This is a genomic window from Frigoribacterium endophyticum, assembly GCF_011759585.1.
Taxonomy (GTDB): domain Bacteria; phylum Actinomycetota; class Actinomycetes; order Actinomycetales; family Microbacteriaceae; genus Frigoribacterium; species Frigoribacterium endophyticum.
Map to the genome: position 1 here is coordinate 1,094,937 of NZ_JAAOYV010000001.1, position 20,044 is coordinate 1,114,980.

Annotated in this window: 16 protein-coding genes; 4 read left to right on the top strand and 12 right to left on the bottom strand. The window is 74.2% G+C overall.

The genetic code is table 11. The features are described 5' to 3' along the window. Positions 1–51 precede the first annotated feature (51 nt). A complete protein-coding gene (locus FHR77_RS05105) occupies positions 52–1,071 on the bottom strand; it encodes a LacI family DNA-binding transcriptional regulator (RefSeq protein ID WP_167259086.1) in 1,020 nt (339 codons plus the stop codon). Between the two features lie 231 nt (positions 1,072–1,302). Between FHR77_RS05105 and FHR77_RS05110 the strand changes: the two genes are divergently transcribed. The 4 genes from FHR77_RS05110 (at position 1,303) to FHR77_RS05125 (ending at position 6,654) form a co-directional block, all read left to right on the top strand. Next, entirely contained in the window at positions 1,303–3,345 is a 2,043-nt protein-coding gene (locus FHR77_RS05110) for a beta-galactosidase (RefSeq protein ID WP_167259087.1), read from the top strand. Continuing rightward, a complete protein-coding gene (locus FHR77_RS05115) occupies positions 3,342–4,286 on the top strand; it encodes a carbohydrate ABC transporter permease (protein WP_243861369.1) in 945 nt (314 codons plus the stop codon). The genes FHR77_RS05110 and FHR77_RS05115 overlap by 4 nt, the downstream gene beginning before the upstream one ends. 89 nt (positions 4,287–4,375) lie before the next feature. After that, entirely contained in the window at positions 4,376–5,209 is an 834-nt protein-coding gene (locus FHR77_RS05120; RefSeq protein WP_167259466.1) for a carbohydrate ABC transporter permease, read from the top strand. A gap of 116 nt (positions 5,210–5,325) precedes the next feature. Then, positions 5,326–6,654: an ABC transporter substrate-binding protein gene (locus FHR77_RS05125; protein ID WP_167259088.1), complete on the top strand. Its 1,329-nt coding sequence runs from the start codon at positions 5,326–5,328 to the stop codon at positions 6,652–6,654. A 110-nt stretch (positions 6,655–6,764) separates the two neighbouring features. Here FHR77_RS05125 and FHR77_RS05130 read toward each other — a convergent pair whose 3' ends face one another. The 11 genes from FHR77_RS05130 to FHR77_RS05180 form a co-directional block, all read right to left on the bottom strand. After that, positions 6,765–7,811 carry an NAD(P)-dependent alcohol dehydrogenase gene (locus FHR77_RS05130; protein ID WP_167259089.1) on the bottom strand — a complete coding sequence of 349 codons (1,047 nt, stop codon included), beginning with the start codon at positions 7,809–7,811 and terminating at the stop codon, positions 6,765–6,767. Positions 7,812–7,973: 162 nt separating this feature from the next. Next, on the bottom strand, positions 7,974–8,987 hold the full coding sequence (locus tag FHR77_RS05135) for a zinc-binding dehydrogenase (protein WP_167259090.1): 1,014 nt from the start codon (positions 8,985–8,987) through the stop codon (positions 7,974–7,976). Between the two features lie 19 nt (positions 8,988–9,006). After that, positions 9,007–9,774: an SDR family oxidoreductase gene (locus FHR77_RS05140; protein WP_167259091.1), complete on the bottom strand. Its 768-nt coding sequence runs from the start codon at positions 9,772–9,774 to the stop codon at positions 9,007–9,009. A gap of 79 nt (positions 9,775–9,853) precedes the next feature. Next, positions 9,854–11,245: a GntP family permease gene (locus FHR77_RS05145; protein ID WP_167259092.1), complete on the bottom strand. Its 1,392-nt coding sequence runs from the start codon at positions 11,243–11,245 to the stop codon at positions 9,854–9,856. 163 nt (positions 11,246–11,408) lie between these two features. Further along, complete coding sequence (locus FHR77_RS05150; RefSeq protein WP_167259093.1) at positions 11,409–12,446, bottom strand: ABC transporter substrate-binding protein; 1,038 nt, start codon at positions 12,444–12,446, stop codon at positions 11,409–11,411. Between the two features lie 22 nt (positions 12,447–12,468). Then, a complete protein-coding gene (locus FHR77_RS05155; protein ID WP_167259094.1) occupies positions 12,469–13,374 on the bottom strand; it encodes an ABC transporter ATP-binding protein in 906 nt (301 codons plus the stop codon). Beyond that, complete coding sequence (locus FHR77_RS05160; RefSeq protein WP_167259095.1) at positions 13,371–14,519, bottom strand: iron chelate uptake ABC transporter family permease subunit; 1,149 nt, start codon at positions 14,517–14,519, stop codon at positions 13,371–13,373. Before FHR77_RS05160 ends, FHR77_RS05155 begins: the two co-directional genes overlap by 4 nt. Then, positions 14,516–15,550, bottom strand: coding sequence for an iron chelate uptake ABC transporter family permease subunit (locus FHR77_RS05165; protein WP_167259096.1), 1,035 nt, complete (start codon positions 15,548–15,550; stop codon positions 14,516–14,518). Before FHR77_RS05165 ends, FHR77_RS05160 begins: the two co-directional genes overlap by 4 nt. 31 nt (positions 15,551–15,581) lie before the next feature. After that, complete coding sequence (locus tag FHR77_RS05170; RefSeq protein WP_341777226.1) at positions 15,582–16,430, bottom strand: glycosyltransferase family 2 protein; 849 nt, start codon at positions 16,428–16,430, stop codon at positions 15,582–15,584. Then, positions 16,418–17,476 carry a glycosyltransferase gene (locus tag FHR77_RS16585; RefSeq protein ID WP_167259097.1) on the bottom strand — a complete coding sequence of 353 codons (1,059 nt, stop codon included), beginning with the start codon at positions 17,474–17,476 and terminating at the stop codon, positions 16,418–16,420. The genes FHR77_RS05170 and FHR77_RS16585 overlap by 13 nt, the downstream gene beginning before the upstream one ends. Continuing rightward, positions 17,473–19,785: a glycosyltransferase gene (locus FHR77_RS05180; protein WP_167259098.1), complete on the bottom strand. Its 2,313-nt coding sequence runs from the start codon at positions 19,783–19,785 to the stop codon at positions 17,473–17,475. The genes FHR77_RS16585 and FHR77_RS05180 overlap by 4 nt, the downstream gene beginning before the upstream one ends. Positions 19,786–20,044: the final 259 nt, after the last annotated feature.

Genomic DNA, 20,044 nt, shown 5'->3' on the forward strand with positions numbered 1-20,044 from the left:
AGTGGCGGCCGCCGCACGCCGGCCCCCGGCCCCGGGCCCCTGCGGGCCCGGTCAGGCGCTGTCGCGCCACACGATGTCGGTCGGCAGCAGGACGCCCACGGCGCGGTCGGTGCCCCCGAGCTGGTCGAGCACCTGCTGGGCGGCTCGGCGGCCGAGGTCCTCCGCCGGCTGCCGCACGGTGGAGAGCGCCGGCGTGCAGCGCAGCGCCCACGAGCTGTCGTCGAAGCCGACGATGCCGACCTGCCCCGGCACGTCGACGCCCCGCCGGTGCAGCACGTCGAGGGCCCCTGCCGCGACGGCGTCCGACGCGGCGAAGACGCCGTCGACCGTGGGGTCGCGTCGCAGCAGCTCCGTCATGCCGTCGACGCCGGCGGTGTAGCTGTAGAACGGGTTGCGGACGACGAGGTCGGGGTCGAAGAGGTCGCCGAGGGCGGCCCGGAAGCCCGCGAGGCGGTCCTGGCCCGAGTCGCGGTCGAGGCCGGAGGCGAGCATGCCGACCCGGCGCCGACCGGTGCCGAGCAGGCGACGCACGATCGCCTCGGCCGCCGCGGCGTTGTCGATGCCGATGTAGGGGATGTCGGGGGCGTCGAGCGGGTGGCCGACGAACGAGGCGGGGAGGCGCAGCTCGGCGACCGCCTGCGAGATCGGGTCGCCGGTGCGGGCCGACAGGATGATCGCGCCGTCGACGAAGCCGCCCCGGAGGTACTCGACCACGCGGTCGCTGTCGCGGCGGGAGTCGATCATCAGCGTGACGAGCTGGTGGTCGGCCTGCGAGAGCACCGCGTTCGTGCCGATCAGGATGTTGCCGATGTTGGGGTCGTCGAGCACCACCGAGTGCGGCTCGTGCACGATCAGCGCGACGGCCCGCGACCGCTGCGTGACGAGGTTGCGCGCGGCCGCGTTGCGGACGTAGCCGACCTTCGCCACGGCGGCCTCCACGGCCTCCCGGGCCTGCGCCGACACGTAGGGCTCGTCGTTGAGCACCCTCGAGACGGTGCCTCGCGAGATGCCCGCCTCGGCGGCGACGTCGTGGATCGTGGCCCGGCGCCGGGGTGCTGGCTGACCAGGCATGGGAGTCACCTTAGCCGACCCTGGACGGCCGGGCGCGGAGCCTCGGCGCCTGCCGTGTTGACAAACCCGGACGTCTGGGTTTTACTCTGTGAACGTTCCCAGAAAAATGCTCGGAGGCTTTCGCCGACGGTGTGTGGGAACGATCACAGACACTGTGTGTGAACCTTCACAGACGAAGGGCTCCGGCCTGGCGTCGGCGGGGGACAACCCGACGACGAAGCCGAGGCCCCCGTGCTGACCCAGACCCTCCCGCAGCGCACCGCGCTCGACCTCGGGCTCGACGGCCTCGTCTTCGGCTGTGACTACAACCCCGAGCAGTGGACGCACGAGACCTGGGTCGAGGACGTGGCGCTGATGCGCGAGGCCGGCGTCAACCTGGTGGCGATCAACATCTTCGGCTGGTCGCACGTCGAGCCCGAGCCCGGGCGCTTCCGCTTCGACGACCTCGACACGGTCATCGAGCTGCTGCACGAGGCCGGCATCGGCGTGAACCTCGGCACCGGCACCTCGTCCCCGCCGCCGTGGCTCACCACGCGCCACCCCGAGGTGCTGCCCGTCGCGGCCGACGGCACGACGCGCTGGCCGGGCGGCCGCCAGGCGTACTGCCCCAGCTCGCCGGTCTTCCGCGAGCGCGCCCTCGAGCTCGTGCGGGCGACCGCCGAGCGCTACGGTTCGCACCCGGCCGTGAAGCTCTGGCACGTCTCGAACGAGCTCGGCTGCCACAACGCCCTGTGCTACTGCGACGAGTCGGCCCTAGCCTTCCGGGCCTGGCTGGAGGCGCGCCACGGCACCGTGGACGCGCTGAACGCCGCGTGGGGCACGGCCTTCTGGAGCCAGCGCTACTCGTCGTTCACCGAGGTGCTGCCCCCGCGGTCGACGCTGTCGTTCGTCAACCCGGCCCAGACCATCGACTTCCACCGCTTCAGCTCCGACGCGCTGCTGGAGCACTACCGGGCCGAGGCCGAGGTCATCCGGCTCGCCAGCGCGGTGCCGATCACGACCAACTTCATGGTGGCCGCGCACATCAGGAACCAGGACTACTGGACCTGGGCGGGCGACATGGCCGTCATCGCCAACGACCACTACCTCGACCACCGCCTCGAGCGCCCCGAGGTCGAGCTCTCGTTCGCCGCCGACACCACCCGGGGCCTCGCCGGCGGTGCGCCGTGGATCCTGATGGAGCACTCGACGGGAGCCGTCAACTGGCAGCCCCGCAACCTCACGAAGGCGCCGGGTGAGATGCTCCGGAACACCGCCTCCCACGTGGCCCGCGGCGCCGACGGCATCTGCTTCTTCCAGTGGCGCGCCTCCGTCAAGGGCACCGAGAAGTTCCACTCGGCGCTGCTGCCGCACGCCGGCACGTCGTCGCGCACCTGGCGGGACTCCGTCGAGCTCGGCGCCCTCGCCGGCCGGCTCGGCGAGCTGCGGGGCTCGCGGGTCGTCGCCGACGTCGCCCTCGTCTTCAGCTGGGAGAACTGGTGGGCGGCCGACCTCGAGGCGCACCCCACGGCCGACTTCTCGTACATCGAGCAGGTCCACCGCCTCTACGGCGCCCTCTGGGAGCTCGGCGTCACCGTCGACGTGGTCGCGCCCGGCGCCTCCCTCGACGGCTACGCGCTCGTCGTGGTGCCGAGCCTCTACCTCGTCCGCGACGAGCACGCGGCCGTGGTCGACGAGTTCGTCGCGGCCGGCGGCTCGGCCCTCGTCACCTTCTTCAGCGGCGTCGTCGACGAGACCGACGCGGTCCGCGTCGGCGGCTACCCCGGGGCGTTCCGCGACCTGCTGGGCGTGCGGGTCGACGAGTTCTCCCCGCTGCCGGTCGGCGGCCGGGTCGAGATCTCGGGCGGACCCGTCGGCGCCACCGGGTCGCTCTGGTCGGAGCCCGTGGAGCTCGTCGGCGCCGAGGCCGTCCTGGGCTACGCCTCCGGCACGCTCGCCGGTCGCCCGGCCGTGACGCGGAACGTCCACGGCCGAGGCCTCGGCTGGTACGTCTCCACCGAGCTCGACGCCGCCACGCTCCGCCACGTCGTGGCCCGCGCCGTCGACGAGGCCGGGGTCGCCCCCCGCAGCGAGGTCGCCGGCCGCGCCGGGGTCGAGGTCGTCCGCCGCGTCGGCGACCAGCGCGAGTGGGTCTTCGTCCTCAACCACTCCGACGACGTCGTCGTCCACGAGTTCTCCGGCTACGACCTGGTCTCCGAGCAGCACGTCTCGGGGCCCGTCGAGCTCGCCGCGGGCGGCTCGCACATCATCCGCCAGGACAGGAAGGCATCATGACCGTCACCTCCGCCCGCTCGCGAGGTCGCCGCGCGACCGACGAGGCCCCGCGACCCGAGGCCCCCGGCCGCAGGAGGGGCTTCCGCTACCGCAAGGCGATCGCGATCTTCGTCCTCCCCTTCGGCGTGCTCTTCGCGGCCTTCTACCTCACGCCCATCCTCTACGCGGTCTGGCAGTCGCTCCAGAAGATCGAGCGCGAGGGCACCTTCGGCGCCCCGACCCAGGTCTTCGGCGGCCTGGCGCAGTACGCGCTGGTGTTCCAGAACGGCGAGTTCTGGTCGTCCATCCTCCGGGTGCTGCTCTTCGGCGTCGTCCAGGTGCCGGTCATGCTGTTCCTGGCCCTGCTGTTCGCCCTGCTCCTCGACTCGCCCCTCCTCCGCGGCAAGCGCTTCTTCCGGCTGGCCTTCTTCGCCCCCTACGCCGTCCCCGGCGTCATCGCGGCCATCATGTGGGGCTACCTCTACTCGCCGAGCCTCTCGCCGTTCTCCGCGGTGACCTCGAGCGTGGGCCTGCTCGACGGCGGCACGGTGCTGTGGGCCATCGCCAACGTCGTCACCTGGGTCTTCGTCGGCTACAACATGCTGATCATCTACTCGTCGCTGCTCGCCATCCCGACCGAGATCTACGAGGCCGCGCGCCTCGACGGTGCCTCGCAGTGGCGCATCGCGGTCGCCATCAAGATCCCGCTCGTCATCCCCGCGATCGTGCTCACCGCGGTGTTCTCGGTCATCGGCACCCTGCAGCTGCTCACCGAGCCGCTGGTCTTCCGCCAGTTCACGTCGACGATCTCGTCGACCTTCACGCCGAACATGCTCGTCTACTCGACGTCGTCGGTGCCCAACTTCAACCTCGCCGCCGCGTTCAGCGTCGTCCTCGCCGTGGCGACGTTCATCCTCTCGATCGGCTTCCTCCGGTTGACCCAGCGGAAGGCCGACCAGTGACCGTCGACGCACCCACCCGTCCCGCCCAGTCGTTCGACGACGCCAGCGCCCCGGCGCCGAAGCGCGGCCGCGGACCCCGCGAGAGCGTCATGTCGCGCTCCGCCGCGATGATCATCATGGGCGCCTTCACGCTCTACTTCCTCATCCCGATCTTCTGGCTGTTCGTCTCGTCGACCAAGACGCTCGACAACTTCAATAGCGGGCCGGCGCTCTGGTTCTCGGCGACGTCGCTGCAGGACTTCGTCGGCAACATCGGGCAGCTCTTCACCTACAACGACGGCATCTTCCCGCGGTGGATGCTGAACAGCATCGTGTACGCCACGGTCGCCGGAGGCCTCGGCACGATCCTCTCGGCCATGTGCGGCTACGCCCTGGCGAAGTACCGCTTCCGCGGTCGGGAGGCGCTGTTCAACGTCTTCCTCGGCGGCGTCCTGGTGCCCGCGACGGCGCTCGCGCTCCCGCTCTTCCTGATCTTCAGCCAGGTGCAGCTGACCGACACCTTCTGGGCGGTCTTCCTGCCGAGCATCGTCAGCCCGTTCGGCGTCTACCTGAGCCGGATCTACGCGGCGTCGAGCGTGCCCGACGAGATCATCGAGGCCGCGCGCATCGACGGCTCCAGCGAGCTCCGCACCTTCTTCACCGTCGCGATCCGCCTCATGTCGCCCGCCCTGGTGACGGTGTTCCTCTTCCAGTTCGTCGCGATCTGGAACAACTTCTTCCTGCCCCTCGTGATGCTGCGGTCGCAGGAGCTCTTCCCCGTGACCCTCGGCCTCTACACCTGGAACTCCAACGTGAGCCAGTACCCCGAGCTCCGCACCCTGGTGCTCGTGGGGGCGTTCGTCTCGATCATCCCGCTCCTGGTCGCCTTCCTCAGCCTGCAGCGCTTCTGGCGCAGCGGCCTGGGCTCCGGCGGGCTCAAGTGAGCCGGCCCGGCCCGCTCGACCCGCACCGCGCCTCCCCGACTTCCCTTCCCCACGGCAACAGCGTCGTTCCCACCCGTGACCGGGCACCCCGGTCACGCACCTCGATAGGAATCAGCATGAACAGATCCCGCGTCCTCACGATCGCGGCCGCCGCCGTGGTCTCGACCATCGCCCTCGCCGGCTGCAGCTCCGGCAGCGGCTCGGACAGCGCCTCCGGCGACTCGGCCTCGTGCGAGGCCTCCGCGGGCGAGGTCACCCTGAACTTCACGACCTGGGTGCCCAACATGGACAAGGTCGTCGCGCTCTGGAACGAGGAGAACCCCGACATCCAGGTCAAGGTCTCCATCGTGCCGAACGGCAACAGCGGCACCTACCAGAACTTCTTCAACCAGCTCAAGGCCGACAACGCGCCCGACATCGGTCAGGTCGAGTACGACACGCTCCCCGCCTTCCGCGTGCAGGACGGCCTCGCGAACATCGCCTCGTGCGACGGCGTCTCCGACGCCGAGGCCGACTTCTCCGACGGCCTGTGGAACCAGGTCACCTTCGGCGAGGACGACTCCGTCTACGCGATCCCGCAGGACTCCGGGCCCATGGCGCTGTACTACCGCAAGGACCTCTTCGAGCAGGCCGGCCTCGACGTGCCCACCACGTGGGAGCAGTACGCCGAGGACGCCGTGACGATCAAGGAGATGGGCGGCAGCATCACCAACTTCGCCAAGGGCGACGTCAACCAGTTCGCCGGGCTCGTCTCGCAGGCCGGCGGCCAGTGGTTCGACACGAGCGACGGCACCTGGAGCGTCGACATGACCGACGAGGCCTCCACCAAGGTCGCCGACTACTGGCAGGACCTCATCTCGAAGGGGCTGGTCAGCACGCTGCCGAGCTTCACCGACGAGTGGAACAACGCCTACAACACCGACCAGGACTGGACGTGGGTCTCGGCCGTCTGGGGCGCCAACACCATCTCGAGCGGCGCGCCCGACACGTCGGGCAAGTGGGCCGTCGCGCCCATGCCGCAGTGGGAGGAGGGCGAGAGCGCCTCGGCCGCCTGGGGCGGATCGTCGAACGTCGTCTTCAAGGGCAGCGAGCACCCCGCCGAGGCGTCGAAGTTCCTGATCTGGCTGAACACCTCCACGGAGGCGCTGGACGCCCTCAACAAGGAGGCCAACCTGTACCCGGCCTCGACCACCGGTGCCGACCTGCCTGCCCTGACCGCCGGCGTCGAGTTCTACGGCGACCAGCCCATCTACGAGGACTTCGCGAAGGCCGCCGAGAACATCCAGCCCTTCACCTGGGGCCCCACGATGACGCAGACCTACAGCGACATCTCGGACGGCTTCGGCACCGCGGCCTCCGGTGACGGCACCCTGCTCGACGCGCTGAAGGACGGCCAGGAGAAGACGATCGCCGCCCTCGAGGCGCAGTCGATCGCGGTCAAGTAGCGGCGCAGCACCGCAGCACAGCAGCACCGCACCACGCACGACGACGCCCGTGCCGGAGGACCTCCTCCGGCACGGGCGTCGTCGTCGTCGCGGGTCGCCCCGCGCGGGCCTCAGGCCATGGTCGCCGTGTCGATGACGAAGCGGTAGCGCACGTCGGACGCCAGGACGCGCTCGTAGGCCTCGTTGATCTGGTCGGCGCTGATCAGCTCCGTCTCGGGCAGGATGCCGTGCTCGGCGCAGAAGTCGAGCATCTCCTGCGTCTCGCGGATGCCGCCGATGGCCGAGCCGGCCCAGCTGCGACGCGCGGGGATGAGCGCGAACGCCGGCACCTCGAGGGGCTCCGAGGGGGCGCCCACGTTGACGAGCGTCCCGTCGACCCTCAGGAGGCTGAGGTACGCGCCCATGTCGATCTTCGCCGACACGGTGTTGACGATCAGGTCGAACGAGTTCGCCAGGTCGGTGAAGGTCTGCTCGTCGCTGGTCGCGTAGTGCGCCTTCGCGCCGAACCGGAGCGAGTCCTCCTCCTTCGAGGTCGTCTGCGAGAGCACGGTGACCTCGGCGCCGAGCGCCGCGGCGATCTTGACGCCCATGTGGCCGAGGCCGCCCATGCCCACGATGGCGACCTTGGTGCCCTCGGTCACGCCCCAGTGGTGCAGCGGCGAGTAGAGGGTGATGCCGGCGCAGAGCAGCGGCGCGACCTTGTCGTAGTCGAGCGACTCCGGCACGCGGAGGATGAAGTCCTCGGTGACGACGACGGCCTGCGAGTAGCCGCCCTGCGTGATCGTGCCGTCAGCGGGGTCGACGCCGGTGTACGTGCCGACGTTGCCCTTCGCGCAGTACTGCTCGTCGCCGCGCAGGCAGTACTCGCACTCGCCGCACGAGTTCACCATGCAGCCGACGCCGACGCGGTCGCCGACCTGGTGCTTCGTCACCTCCGAGCCGACCTCGGAGACGGTCCCGACGATCTCGTGGCCGACGACCTGCGGGTACTGGATCTCGCCCCACTCGCCGCGGACGGTGTGGATGTCACTGTGGCAGATGCCGGCGTAGGCGATCTCGATCATGACGTCCTTCGGGCCGACGTCGCGGCGCTCGATGGTCGTCTTCACGAGGGGCTCGGTGGCCGACGGGGCGGCGTAGGCGGTGACGGTGCGCATGGGGGTGCTCCAAGGGTGGTGGTGAGGGGGAGGCGCGGAGCCCGACACGAGGTCGCTCCGGTCGCCTCCCACCACGCTACGCGCGGCACCTCCGTGGAGGCAGGCCCCGTCAGTGCCCCCTCCGCACCCCCTCCGCGCCCGCTCCCGGCGGGAGGCGCGTCGTCAGCCGTGCCAGGCGGAGACGAGCACCTTGCCGCTGGCCGAGGAGTCCTTCGCGACCTCGAAGGCGCGGACGGCCTCGGCGGCCGGCAGCCGGTGGGTGACGACCGCCTCCAGCGACGGGTCGTCGGTGAGCAGGCGCACGGCCTCGTCGATCTCGTCGTCGAAGCGGAACACCCCGACGACCGTGAGCTCCTTCGAGATGGCCGGTGCGAGGTTCACGGGTCGGGGCTGGTCGGGCACCATGCCGATCTGCGCGACGACGCCCCGACGACGCGCCGCGACGAACGCGGCGCTGATCGCGGGGGAGGCGCCCGAGCACTCGAGCACGACGTCGAAGGCCTCGGCGGGCACCTCGTCGACGCCGAGGCGCAGGACGACGTCGGCCCCGACCGCCGTGGCCCGGGCGAGGGGCTCGGGCAGGAGGTCGACCACGGTCACGTGGGCGGCTCCGCGGGCCCGGGCGGCCGCGGCGGCGAGCAGGCCGATCGGCCCGGCTCCCGACACGAGCACGCGCGCCCCGGTGACGTCGCCCGCCCGGCCGACGCCGTGGAGGGCGACGGCGAGGGGCTCGGCGAGGGCGGCCCGGTCGAGGGGCAGGCCCTCGGGCAGCACCCGCACCATGGCGGCGTCGACGACGAGGTGCTCGCTGAGGGCCCCCTGCGTGTGCGGCCGGGTCGACGCGCTGCCGAGGTAGGAGCCGCCGGGCCAGAGGTGCGGGGCGTCCTCGACGCCGGGCGACGGCGTGCCCCGGCGGGCCGGGTGGACCGTCACGGGGGTGCCGGGCGCGAGTCGGCCGCTGGGGTCGAGGTCGACGCGACCCGAGAGCTCGTGCCCGGGGGTCAGGGGCTCCTCGACGACGAAGGCCCCGTTGGCGCCCTCGAAGTAGTAGTGCAGGTCGGAGCCGCAGATGCCGACCCACTCGACGCGGACGCGCACCTCGCCCTCCGTGGGCTCGGGCAGGGGGACGTCGCGCTCGGCCAGGCTGAGGGCTCCGTCGATCTGGATGGTCTTCATGGTCGTGTCCTCTACTGCTCTAGACGACGCTCGTCATGCCGCCGTCGACGAAGATGTTCTGCCCCGAGACGAAGTCGCTCGCCGCCGAGGCGAGGTAGACGAGGGTGCCCTGCAGCTCCTCCACCCGGCCCCAGCGCTGGGCGGGGGTGCGCTGCCGCAGCCAGGCGTCGAAGGTCTCGTCCTGCCAGAGGTCGGTGTTCATCTCGGTCGCGAAGTAGCCGGGCGACAGGGTGTTGACCTGCACGTTGTGCCGGGCGAGATCGGCGGCCATGCCGCGGCTCAGCTGGGCGACGCCGGCCTTGGTGGCCGAGTAGGGCGCGATCGTCTGCCGCGCGAGCATCGACTGCACGCTCGCGATGTTGACGATCTTGCCCGAGCCCCGCTCGACCATCCCGGGGGCCACGAAGCGCGAGACGTAGAACACGCTCGAGAGGTTCGTCCTCACCACCGCGTCCCAGTCCTCGACCGGGAACTCGGTGAAGGGCGCCCGACGCTGCACGCCGGCGTTGTTCACCAGGACGTCGGGCACGCCGTGCTCCGCCACGAGGTCCGCGACGGCGGACTCGACGGCCGCGGCGTCGGTGACGTCGAAGAGCGTCGCGGCGGGGCGGCGGCCGGTCGTGCGCTCGATCTCGTCGCGCGTCTCCTCCAGGGCCGCGGCGTCGCGACCGTGCACGACGACCCGGGCCCCCGCCTCCGCCAGGGCCGTCGCCAGGGTGCGGCCGAGGCCGCGGGAGGAGCCGGTCACGAGGGCGAGCCGGTCGGTCAGGTCGAACAGGTCGTTCACGATGTTCCTCTCGAGGGGCCCTGCCGGCGGACGCCGGGAAGGGCGGGGAAGGGCGGGGCCGTGCCGGGGCGGGGGAGGGCTAGAGCAGCGCGCCCACGCCGAAGACCAGGAGGGCGGCGGCGAAGCCGAGCACCGACTCCACGGCCTGCTGCACGGTCCAGACGCGGAGCGTCGTCTTGACGTCCATGCCCATGAGGCGGCCGACGAGCCAGAAGCCCGAGTCGTTGACGTGACCGGCGAAGACCGAGCCCGCGGCGGTGGCGAGCACGACGGCGGCGAGCTGGACGGGGTTGAGGTCGGCCAGGGCGACGGCGGGGGCGATCAGGCCGGCGGCCGTCACGAGGGCGACGGTGGCCGAGCCCTGGGCGAGGCGCAGGATGGCGGCGATCAGCCAGGCGGCCACGATGACGGGCAGGCCGAGGTCGCCGAGGACGTCGGCGAGGGCGTCGCCGATGCCCGAGGCGCGGAGCACGCCGCCGAACATGCCGCCGGCGCCCGTGATGAGCACGACGGAGCAGATCGGGCCGAGGGCGCTCTCGAGCACCTTCTCGAGGGCGCTGCCGCTCACGCCGCGGGCACGGCCGAGGACGACGGCGGCGACGAGCACCGAGATGAGCAGCGCGATCCCGCTGGTGCCGACGAGCACGAGGGCCTGGACCCAGGTGGCGTCGCCGTCGACGACGCCGACCGACGAGAGGGAGGTGAGGCCGGTGTTGAGGAGGATCAGCACGAGCGGCACGGCGAGGACGGCGATGACCGTGCTGGCCTTCGGCGGGTTGCCGGCCTGCACGTCGTCCTTCTCCTCGCCGAAGAGCGAGAGCACGGGGAGGGGGATGCGCGCGTTGACGTACTTGGCCCACAGGTAGCCCGAGACGTACCAGAGCGGGAAGACGATGACGAGGCCGGCGAGCAGGACGATGCCGAGGTCGGCGCCGAGCAGCTCGGTCGCCGAGACGGGGCCCGGGTGCGGGGGCAGGAAGACGTGCATGACCGAGAAGGCGGCGGCGGCGCTGATGCCGTAGAGCAGCATCGACTTGCCGCCCATGCGGCGGGCCACGGCGAAGACGATCGGCAGCATGACGATCAGGCCGGCGTCGAAGAAGATCGGGAAGCCCATGATGAGCGAGGCGAGGCCGAGCGCGAACGGCGCCCGCTTCTCGCCGAAGACGTCGACCATCCGGTCGGCGAGCACCCGTGCGCCGCCCGACGACTCGACGAGGCGGCCGAGCATCGCGCCGAGGCCGACCAGCAGGGCGACGGAGCCGAGCGTGGTGCCGAAGCTCGTCACGAGCAGCTCGGCGATGGCGCCGGTCGGGACGCCGGCGACGAGCGCCGTCAGCGCCGCGACGATGACGAGGGTCAGGAAGGCGTGCAGCTTGAACTTGATGACCAGCAGCAGGATGAGCGCGATGGCCCCCGCCGCGATGGCGAGGAGCGGCCCCGCCTCCAGAGTCTGTGTCCAGTCGTCCATGTCGATCTTCTCCGTTGAATTCGTCGGGCGAGGTGCGCCGTCCCACGCCGGAGCCCGGTGCGGGCCCTGCGTCCGGGTCAGGGTGCCATGAAAAGTAGGACTTTTGCAAACGGACTGACCCGGACACGGCGGCGGGCACGACGCACCCTCGCCTCGACGAGCGTCAGAGCGGGCGCGACTCGCGCAGGATCTGGGCGAGCTCGGTCATGTGCTCGGCCTGCGAGCGGTAGTCGAGGGCGGCGCCCGACCAGCCGTCGTGCACCTGCCCCGCGGCGAGGGCGGGGTGCGACGCGAAGGTGGGCTGCGCCTCCAGGTCCGCGGTCTGGAAGCCCTCGTTGTTGACCAGCAGCACGTCGCCGGTCATCATCTGGCTCGCGTTCTCCCAGCTGAAGATGTCCCAGTAGTAGTACCCGTCCGGGTGGAGGTCCGTGTACCGGACGCCGAGGCTGCGGTACAGCTCGGTCTCGGGCTCATCGGCGGGCTTCGTCACGTAGACGCCGTCGGCGTCGGCGTACATCGCGGTCACCTCGACGTCGCTCTCGTCGGCCGCCGCCGTGAGGTCGGCCGCGGCGGCGTCGAACTCGGTCTTCGCGTCGGCGATCGTCGCGTCGTCCACGCCGAGCGCCGAGGCGAGCCGGTTGACGCTGTCGATGACGTCGAGGCCCGAGCCGCCGACCTCGATCGCGACGACCGGGGCGATCTTCTCGAGCTGGGCCTGCTGCTCGGCGTCGGCGAAGCCGTAGTACGGCGCCTCGAGGTCGAGGGTGCCCTCGCGGTCGGTGGGGTAGATTCCCGTCACGATCAGGTCGGGGGCGGCCTCGGCGAGGGCCTCGAGGTCGATCTCGCCGTAGGAGTTCCCGACGATCGCGGTGTCGTCGAGGTCGGCGCCCTCGAGGCGCGCGTCGCTCGCGACGTCGTAGCGGCCGAACAGGGCCACCGGCTCGACGCCGTAGCTCATCAGGCCGATCGCGTAGTCGGTGAAGCTCGCGACGCGCTCGGGGCGGTGGTCGAGCTCGACCGTCGTGCCGGTGTCGTCGGTGAAGCTCCAGGCGCCGGTGTCGACGCCGTCGGCGGCGGGGGAGTCGCCCCCCGCGTCGGTCGAGCAGCCGGAGAGCACGAGTGCGAGGGCCGCGACGGGCGCGAGGAGGCGGAAGGGGCGGAGGGGGCGGAGGGGGCGGCGCACGGCCGTCGAGATGGTCACGAAGAGTAAGGGTAGCCTACCCTTACCTAGGGGCGCCACCGGCGTCCGCGATGCCGGGCTCGCCGGCGGGATCCACGGCGGGGTGCAGGTCGGGGTCGCGCGGCACCACGAGCGGAGCACCGCTCGTCGGGTCGGTCAGCACCACGGCGTCGAGGTCGAACGCCTCCCGCAGCAGCTCCGGCGTCAGGACCTCCCACGGCGTCCCGTCGGCCAGCACCCGCCCGGCGCCCACGACCACGAGCCGGTCGGAGTACCGGGCGGCGAGGGTGAGGTCGTGCAGCACCATCACCACCGTGGTGCCGCGCCGCCGGTTGATCGACCGCACCAACCGCAGGATCTCGAGCTGGTGGGCCAGGTCGAGGAAGGTGGTCGGCTCGTCGAGCAGGAGCACGTCGGCCTGCTGCGCGAGGACGAGCGCGAGCCACGCGCGCTGCAGCTGCCCGCCGGAGAGCGACCCGACGTCGCGCCCCGCGAGGTCGCGGAGCCCCGTCGCGTCGAGGGCGTCGTCGATCGCCGCCGCGTCGGCGGGCGTCCACGGGCGCAGCAGGCTCTGGTGCGGGTGTCGACCGCGCGACACGAGGTCGCGGACGGTCGTCGCCGACGGGGTGAGGGGCTTCTGCGGCAGGACCGCCAGCCGTCGCGCCACGGCCTTGCCGGGCAGCGAGCGGAGGGGCTGGCCGTCGAGCTCGACCGCGCCCGCGACCGGCGCCAGCAGCCTGCCGAGCGCGCTCAGCACCGTCGACTTCCCGCTGCCGTTCGCGCCGATCAGGGTCGTGACGGTGCCGCGCTCGATCGACAGGTCGAGCCCGTCGACGACGATCCGCCGGTCGTAGCCGAGCGTCACCCCCCGGGCGCGGAGCGCGGGGCCGGGGGAGTCGCGGGCGGGGGAGGCAGGGGAGGCGGGGGAGTCGCGGGTGGGGTCGGTCATGCGGGTCGGTCCTCTCGACGGTGGCGGACGAGCAGCCAGATCAGGTACGGGGCGCCGACCACGGCGGTGACGATGCCCACGGGCACCTCGCCGGGCAGCAGCGTCCGGGTGGCGAGGTCGGCGGCGACGACGACGAGCGCCCCGAACGTCGCCGAGGCGGCGAGGGGCGGGCGGCCCGTGCCGGCGACGCGCCGGGCGAGCTGCGGCGCGACGAACGCGACGAACTCGAGCGGCCCCCCGGCCGACACCGCGGCGGCGGTCAGCAGCACGGCGCAGGCGAGCACGACGAGCCGGTGGCGCTGCACGGCGACGCCGAGCCCCCGCGACAGGTCGTCGCCCAGCTGGCTGACGTCGAGCGCCCTCGTCTGCGTCGCCGCCAGCGGGGCGACGACGGCGAACGCCACCAGGGCGGGCCAGACGCTCGCCCACGAGATGCCCGAGACGCTGCCCACGAGCCACTGGCTGGCCGCCGCGGCGTCGGTGATCCGGGCGCGGGCGACGAGCCAGCTCGTGAGCCCGCCGAGGGCGGCGGTCGCCCCGATGCCGACGAGCACGAGCCGGTAGCCGTCGACGCCGCCCCGCCACGACAGCGCGTACACCGCCACGGCGGCCACGAGGGCCCCGACGACCGCGGCCGCCGGGACGCCGACGCTGAGCAGCCCTCCCGTCACGGAGTACCCGCCGCCGGCCAGCACGATCGCCGCGACGGCGCCGAGGCCGGCGCCCGAGGTGACGCCGAGGATGTCGGGGGTCGCCAACGGGTTGCGCGCGAAGGTCTGCGTGAGGGCGCCGGCCAGGCCGAGGCACGCCCCGACCACGAGCGCCCCGGCGACCCGGGGCAGGCGCAGGTCGAGCACGATGAGCTCCTGGGCGGGCGTGCCGCCTCCGGCGAGGGTGCGGACGACGTCGGCGACCCCGAGCGACGACGACCCCGAGGCGAGCCCCACCAGGGCGAGGGCGACGACGACCAGCAGCGAGCCCGCCGTCGCGGCGGCCGCGCGGGGCCCGCCGACGGCACGAGGCCGTGCCGGTGGCCGAGGCCCGGCTCCGGCCTCGGTCCCGGCCGCGACCCGGTCGGCGGGCGCCGGCGGCGTGGTCGCGGGGCCGCCCGCGCCGGCGGGCGCGCGGGCGTCGAGCCGGCTCACGGCGCGGCCGCCGTCCCGCGGCGGACGATCGCGACGAAGGCCGCCCCGCCGAGCACCGTGAGCACCACCCCGACCGAGAGCTCGGACGTCCCGCCGACCAGCCGGCCGACGACGTCGCAGGCGAGCAGGACGACCGCGCCGACGAGCGCCGAGGCCGGCAGCAGCCGGGCGTGCCCGCCCCCGACCAGCGCCCGGGCCAGGTGCGGGGCCGTGAGCCCGACGAAGCCGATCGGCCCGCTGACGGCGACCGCGGCGGCCGTCAGCAGGGTGATGGCCCCGAGCCCGACGAGCCGCGCCCGGAGGAGGCTCTCGCCGAGGCCCCGGGCGAGCTCGGCGCCGAGGGCGAGCGTGTCGAGCGACCGGGCGTTGACCGCCGCCAGGGCCGCGCCGGCGAGGGCGAGGGCGACGGCGGGCCCCGCCCCGTCGAGCGAGCGACCGGAGAGCGACCCGACGACCCAGATGCGGTACGCGGCGAGCGTCGTCTCGTCGGAGAGGACGAGGAACGACGTCAGCGCCACGAGGAGGGCCGAGACCGCCGACCCCGCGACCGCGAGCGGCACGGGGCTCGCGAGCCCCCGCCCGAGGGCGGCGACCGAGAAGACGACGACGCTCGCGACGACGGCGCCGACGAGCGCGAGCCAGAGCGTCGCGACGACCGAGCTCGTGCCGAGCACGTACACGCCGACGACGACGGCGAGGCTCGCCCCGGCCGAGACGCCGAAGAGCCCGGGGTCGGCCAGGGGGTTGCGCGTCTGGCCCTGCATCACGGCGCCCGCGAGGCCGAGGGAGGCGCCCACCAGCAGCCCGAGGACGGTCCGCGGCACGCGGGAGCCCCAGACCACGGCCCCGACGTCGCGGGCCGGGTCGAGGAGGGCGCCGACGACGGCGGCCGGCGAGAGGACGGCGCTGCCGAGGGCGAGGCTCGCCGCGACGACGACGACCAGGGCGGCGAGGAGGAGCACGCCCCGGGGAGCGGCCCGCCGGGCAGCACCGAGGCCGGAGGTGGAGAGGGGAGGAGCGGACGAGGTCACCAGGTGAGGTTAGCCTACCCTCACCACGAGGTCAGGCCGGCTGCCCCGTCGCCGCGGGCGTCGTCCGTGCCCAGCCCCCGCTCCGGCGCTCGATAGCCCCGGCCTCCTCGAAGGCGGCGAGCCACCCCTCCATGGGCCAGGTGCCCCAGCGCTCGGCGAACACCCGCCCGTTGCGGAGGATGTCGTCGAGGTGCTGCCAGGGCGGCGAGGAGGTCGGGTGCCACTGGTGGTAGGCGTGCGCGCCGCCCACCCAGACGAGCGGCACCTCCGCCGCGTGCGCCGCGAACGCGAAGTCGGTGTCCTCCCCGCCGTAGCCCTCGTACTCCGCCGAGAAGCCGCCGACGCGGGCCCAGGTGTCGACGTCGAGCGCGAACGAGAGCGACCAGAACAGCCGGTGGTCGCCGTCGCGCGCGACGACGGTGCGGCCGGCGGGAGGCGCGGGCCGGGCCGCGTGCGGGCGCGTCAGCCCCGCGGGGTCACGGTCGAGCTCGGCGAGGCTCGCGCCCTCGGGCAGGTACGTGACGGGGCCGCAGAGCAGCGCGCCGGGGTGCCGGGCCGCCGCGGCCTCGTAGCCGGGGACGAGGTCGGGCCCGGGCACGCAGTCCGCGTCGAGGAACACGAGCAGGCTCGCCCCGAGCGCCCGGGCCGCCGCGGCGCCGCGGTTCCGGCCCTCGGCGAGCCGCAGGCCGTCCGGCCCCGGCGGGACGTGCACGACGACGGCGTCCTCCAGCCCTGCGCCCTCCGGGGCCGGGGACTCGTCGAGCCACACGACGACGTGGGGCACCGGAGGCGACAGCCGGCCCAGGCGGACCCGCTGGGCCCGCAGGTGGCCGAGCCGCGCCTCCGAGCACAGCGTCACGGCGACCGTCAGCGCTGCCACGAGGCCACCTCCGCGACGACGGCCGCGGCCCGGGCGGGCGCGCCCTCGACCTGCCAGGTCGACCAGTCGGGCGTCGTCGCCAGCGCCCGGTCGAGGAGGGCGGGCCACGCCTCGTCGGCTGGCCACCCGTCGACGACGACGGCGAGGCCGCGGTCGGCCAGCAGGCGCGCCGTCGCGCCCTGCTCGTCGAACGGGCGGCCCTGCGGCACGACGACGGCGCGGGCGCCGGCGGCGGCGAGGTCGGCCACGCTGTTCTGGCCGGCCGCCGTCACGACGACGTCGGCCGTCGACAGGAGCTCCCAGGGGTCGTCCACCCACGCGCCCGCCTCGCCGCCCAGCAGGGTCCACGAGGCGCCGGGGGTGACCGCCGCGGCGCGCGCGACGTCGTCGGCGAGGCGACCCGCGCCTCCGTCGCCCCCTCCCGGCAGCACCAGCACGCGCGGGCCCGCCGGGGCCGCGGGGCGCACCGCGCGGGGTCGACCGGCGAAGCGCGAGACGCCCCCCACCGTCCGGACGCGGTCGGCGGCGACGTCGAGGGCGGGGGAGGCGTGGAGGCCCGGCGCCCAGGGCGCGAGGACCCGCTCGGCGGCGCGGAAGGCGAGGAGGTGGGGCTCGTCGGAGCGGTCGCCCGGCTGGGTGACGACGACGGGCGGCACGCCGAGGAGGCGCACGAGCAGCGCGACCTCGACCGAGACGTCGACGACGAACGCCGCCGGCCGGTGCTCGGCGACCCAGCCGGCGATCGCGGCCAGCCGCCCGGAGTGGCCGGGGTGGTGCAGCGGGGCCCAGTGGAGCAGGCCCCGCACCGTCGGGGAGGCGTCGCGGGGGTCGAGGTCGGCGCCGTCGCCCGAACGGGGCGCGACGGGGTCGTCGTCGCGCGGCAGGACCACCCACTCGGTGTCGGCGGAGAGGCCGGCGGGGGCGGGCAGGCTGCTGAACACGACGACCCGCGCGGCCAGGTGCGGGCGGACGGCCGTGAAGCGCGTGACGTGGCCGGCGCCGTGGTGGTGGACGTACCAGCCGACGAGCGGCGGTGCGTCGCTCACGCGTCGGCCCGGGCGCCGGCGTCGGTCACGTCGAGGGAGTCGAGCGTGTCGACCGTGCCCGTGTCGACCGGGGAGGGCGACGACGTCGACGAGACGCCTCGACGGGTCTCGACGAGCGACCGGTAGAGGCCCTCGAGCACGCCCGCGCGGTGCCGCAGCGACAGCCGGTCGACGGCGTCCTCGCGGATGCGCGCCCGGAACCCGGGGGTGCTCTGCGACTGCGCGGCGAGCCCCTCCGCGACGTGGGCCAGCGCGTCGGCGTCGCCCATGGCGACGAGGCCCGCCCCGGCCGACGAGCCGACGACCTCCGAGACGCCGCCGGTGTCGAAGGCCGCCACCGGCGTCCCGACGGCGAGCGCCTCGGCGATGACGAGGCCGAACGGCTCCTCCCACACGGGCGTGACGAGCGCGCAGGCGCTGCGGCCGACGAGGTCGGCGAGGCTGCGCTGGTCGAGCTCGCCGACATAGCGGACCCGGTCGCCGAGGTGCGGCTCGACGGCCTCCTCGAACCAGGCTGCGTCGCCGACGCGGCCGGCGAGCACGAGGCACCGACCGGTCCGCCGGGCGGCCGCGATCGCCAGGTCGGCGCCCTTCTCGGGCACGAGCCGCCCCGACCAGACGAGGTCGTCGCCGCCCGGCCCGAGCGGCCACAGGTCGGTGTCGACGCCGTTCGGCAGCACGAGCGACTCGACGCCCGCCGCCCGCCACTCCCGCGCCGTGTGGTCGCTGACGGCGAGGAAGGCGCTGCGCGGCTCGGGCCCGCGGGCGTGGTGCTCGAGCAGGTCGGGCAGCGTCGGCGTGTGCAGCGTCGACACGACGGGCACGCCGAGTCGGCCCGCCCACGAGAGGGGCAGGCCGTGCAGGCTGTGGTTCTCGACGACGTCGAACTGGTCGGCGTGCTCGGCGACCCAGGCCAGGGCCCGGTCGAGGGCGGGGAGCGCCCGCTCGAGGTAGCCGGCCGGGTACGTCGTGTCGGTCGCCTCGGCGGGGTCGTCCCACACCACGGGCGGCAGGGTGAACTCGGTCGGCCCGCCCTCCAGGAAGTCGCTGCCCTCGGGGGCGCAGAGCACGACGTGGTGGCCGCGGGCACGGAGCGTCCGCACCTGGTTCCAGACCGACGACTCGAGCCCGCCGGCGTGCGGCTGGCGGATGGGGTACCGGAGCGGTGCGACGACGGCGATGCGGAGGGGCTCCCCGTCGCGGCCGGAGGCGTCGCCCGGCTCGGCGGCGTCCGCGCGGCCGCGCGGCTCCGGCGCGGAGGCGCCCGAGCGGTCGGCCACCGAGCGGAGCGCGGCGGCGTAGGCCTCGTCGTGCGTCGCGGCCACCGTGCGCCGCTGCACCCGGCGCACGAGGCGTCGGCGCGCGACGAGCTCGGCCCGGGCGGCGCTGCCGGGACGGCCTCCCCGGCCGTCGGTCAGGGTGCGGAGGGCCTCGGCGAGCGCGGCGGGGTCGCCGGCGTCGAACGCCGCGAAGGAGTCCGGGTGCTGCTCGGCCGCGTAGCCGACGCGGGGGCCGGCGACGGGGACGCCGAGGTCCCAGCAGAGCTCGACCCAGCCGGAGTGGGTGCCGTGCCGGTAGGGGAGCACGGCCACGTCGAGGTCCGCGAGCGACGCGGCGAGCTCGTCGTCGGAGAGGCGGGGGTGCACGTCGAGGACGGCGTGGGGGTCCGCCGCGACCAGCGCGGCCACGCGGGCCCGCGCCTCCTCGTCCCGCACGCGCTCGTTGAGGTCGACGCGGACGACGACGTCGGTGCCGTCGCGGCGCAGCAGCTCGGCCGCGGCCAGGAGCGTCTCGACGGCGCGGACGGCGTCGATGTTCGGTCGCAGGTCGCGGAGCGCCGCGCCGACGACCAGCGCGTCGGACGCCCGGCCGGAGGGCGCCTCGGCGTCGAGGGGCAGCAGGTCGGGGTGCGCGACGACGACGGCCTCGCGCCCCCAGCGCCGGGCCACCTCGGCGGCGGCTCCGGGCGTGAGGGTCAGGACGACGTCCGCGGCGGGCACCAGGAGGTCGAGCTGGGCGGCGTGGTCGCCCTGGTCGACGAGCTGGGGGTTCTCGAGGTCGTGGACGGTGTAGACGAGCGGCTTGCCGACCTCGCGCAGCGCGGCGACGACGCCCGCGAGGTGCTCGAGGGTGAACGACTCCGTGCCGAAGTGGACGTGCAGGAGGTCGAACTCGTCGGCGTGCGCCCGGACCCAGCCGGCGTCGACCATCACGGGGGGCCACCACTGGCCGGGGCCGGCGCCGGCCGGGGCCGGGTCGGCCAGGCGGACGACCGTGGCGGGGCGGTCCGCCGCGTCGAGCGCGCGCACGTAGGGGTGGGCGGCGGGGACGGACGCGACCCGGAGCAGCGGCTGCGGGGGAGCGACCCGGTCGTTCAGGGGATCGATGATCGTGCCTCCTCGGCGTGTCGTCTGGGGCGGGGCGGACGAGTCCGCAGGACCCTGCTGACGTCCGGGGGGCCGGTCGGTGTCGAGGAGGGGGTGAGCCGATGGGAGCGGCCTCCACGGACGCTAGTCCTCGGGAGGCTCTCAGGCCCTGTGTGCGTGTACCCCTCTGCTCGGCGCCGGG

Bases quoted from the DNA above. Each gene is read 5' to 3' on its own strand.
- FHR77_RS05105 (WP_167259086.1), bottom strand. From the start codon at position 1,071: ATGCCTGGTCAGCCAGCACCCCGGCGCCGGGCCACGATCCACGACGTC.
- FHR77_RS05115 (WP_243861369.1), top strand. From the start codon at position 3,342: ATGACCGTCACCTCCGCCCGCTCGCGAGGTCGCCGCGCGACCGACGAG.
- FHR77_RS05120 (WP_167259466.1), top strand. From the start codon at position 4,376: ATGTCGCGCTCCGCCGCGATGATCATCATGGGCGCCTTCACGCTCTAC.
- FHR77_RS05125 (WP_167259088.1), top strand. From the start codon at position 5,326: ATGAACAGATCCCGCGTCCTCACGATCGCGGCCGCCGCCGTGGTCTCG.
- FHR77_RS05130 (WP_167259089.1), bottom strand. From the start codon at position 7,811: ATGCGCACCGTCACCGCCTACGCCGCCCCGTCGGCCACCGAGCCCCTC.
- FHR77_RS05135 (WP_167259090.1), bottom strand. From the start codon at position 8,987: ATGAAGACCATCCAGATCGACGGAGCCCTCAGCCTGGCCGAGCGCGAC.
- FHR77_RS05145 (WP_167259092.1), bottom strand. From the start codon at position 11,245: ATGGACGACTGGACACAGACTCTGGAGGCGGGGCCGCTCCTCGCCATC.
- FHR77_RS05155 (WP_167259094.1), bottom strand. From the start codon at position 13,374: ATGACCGACCCCACCCGCGACTCCCCCGCCTCCCCTGCCTCCCCCGCC.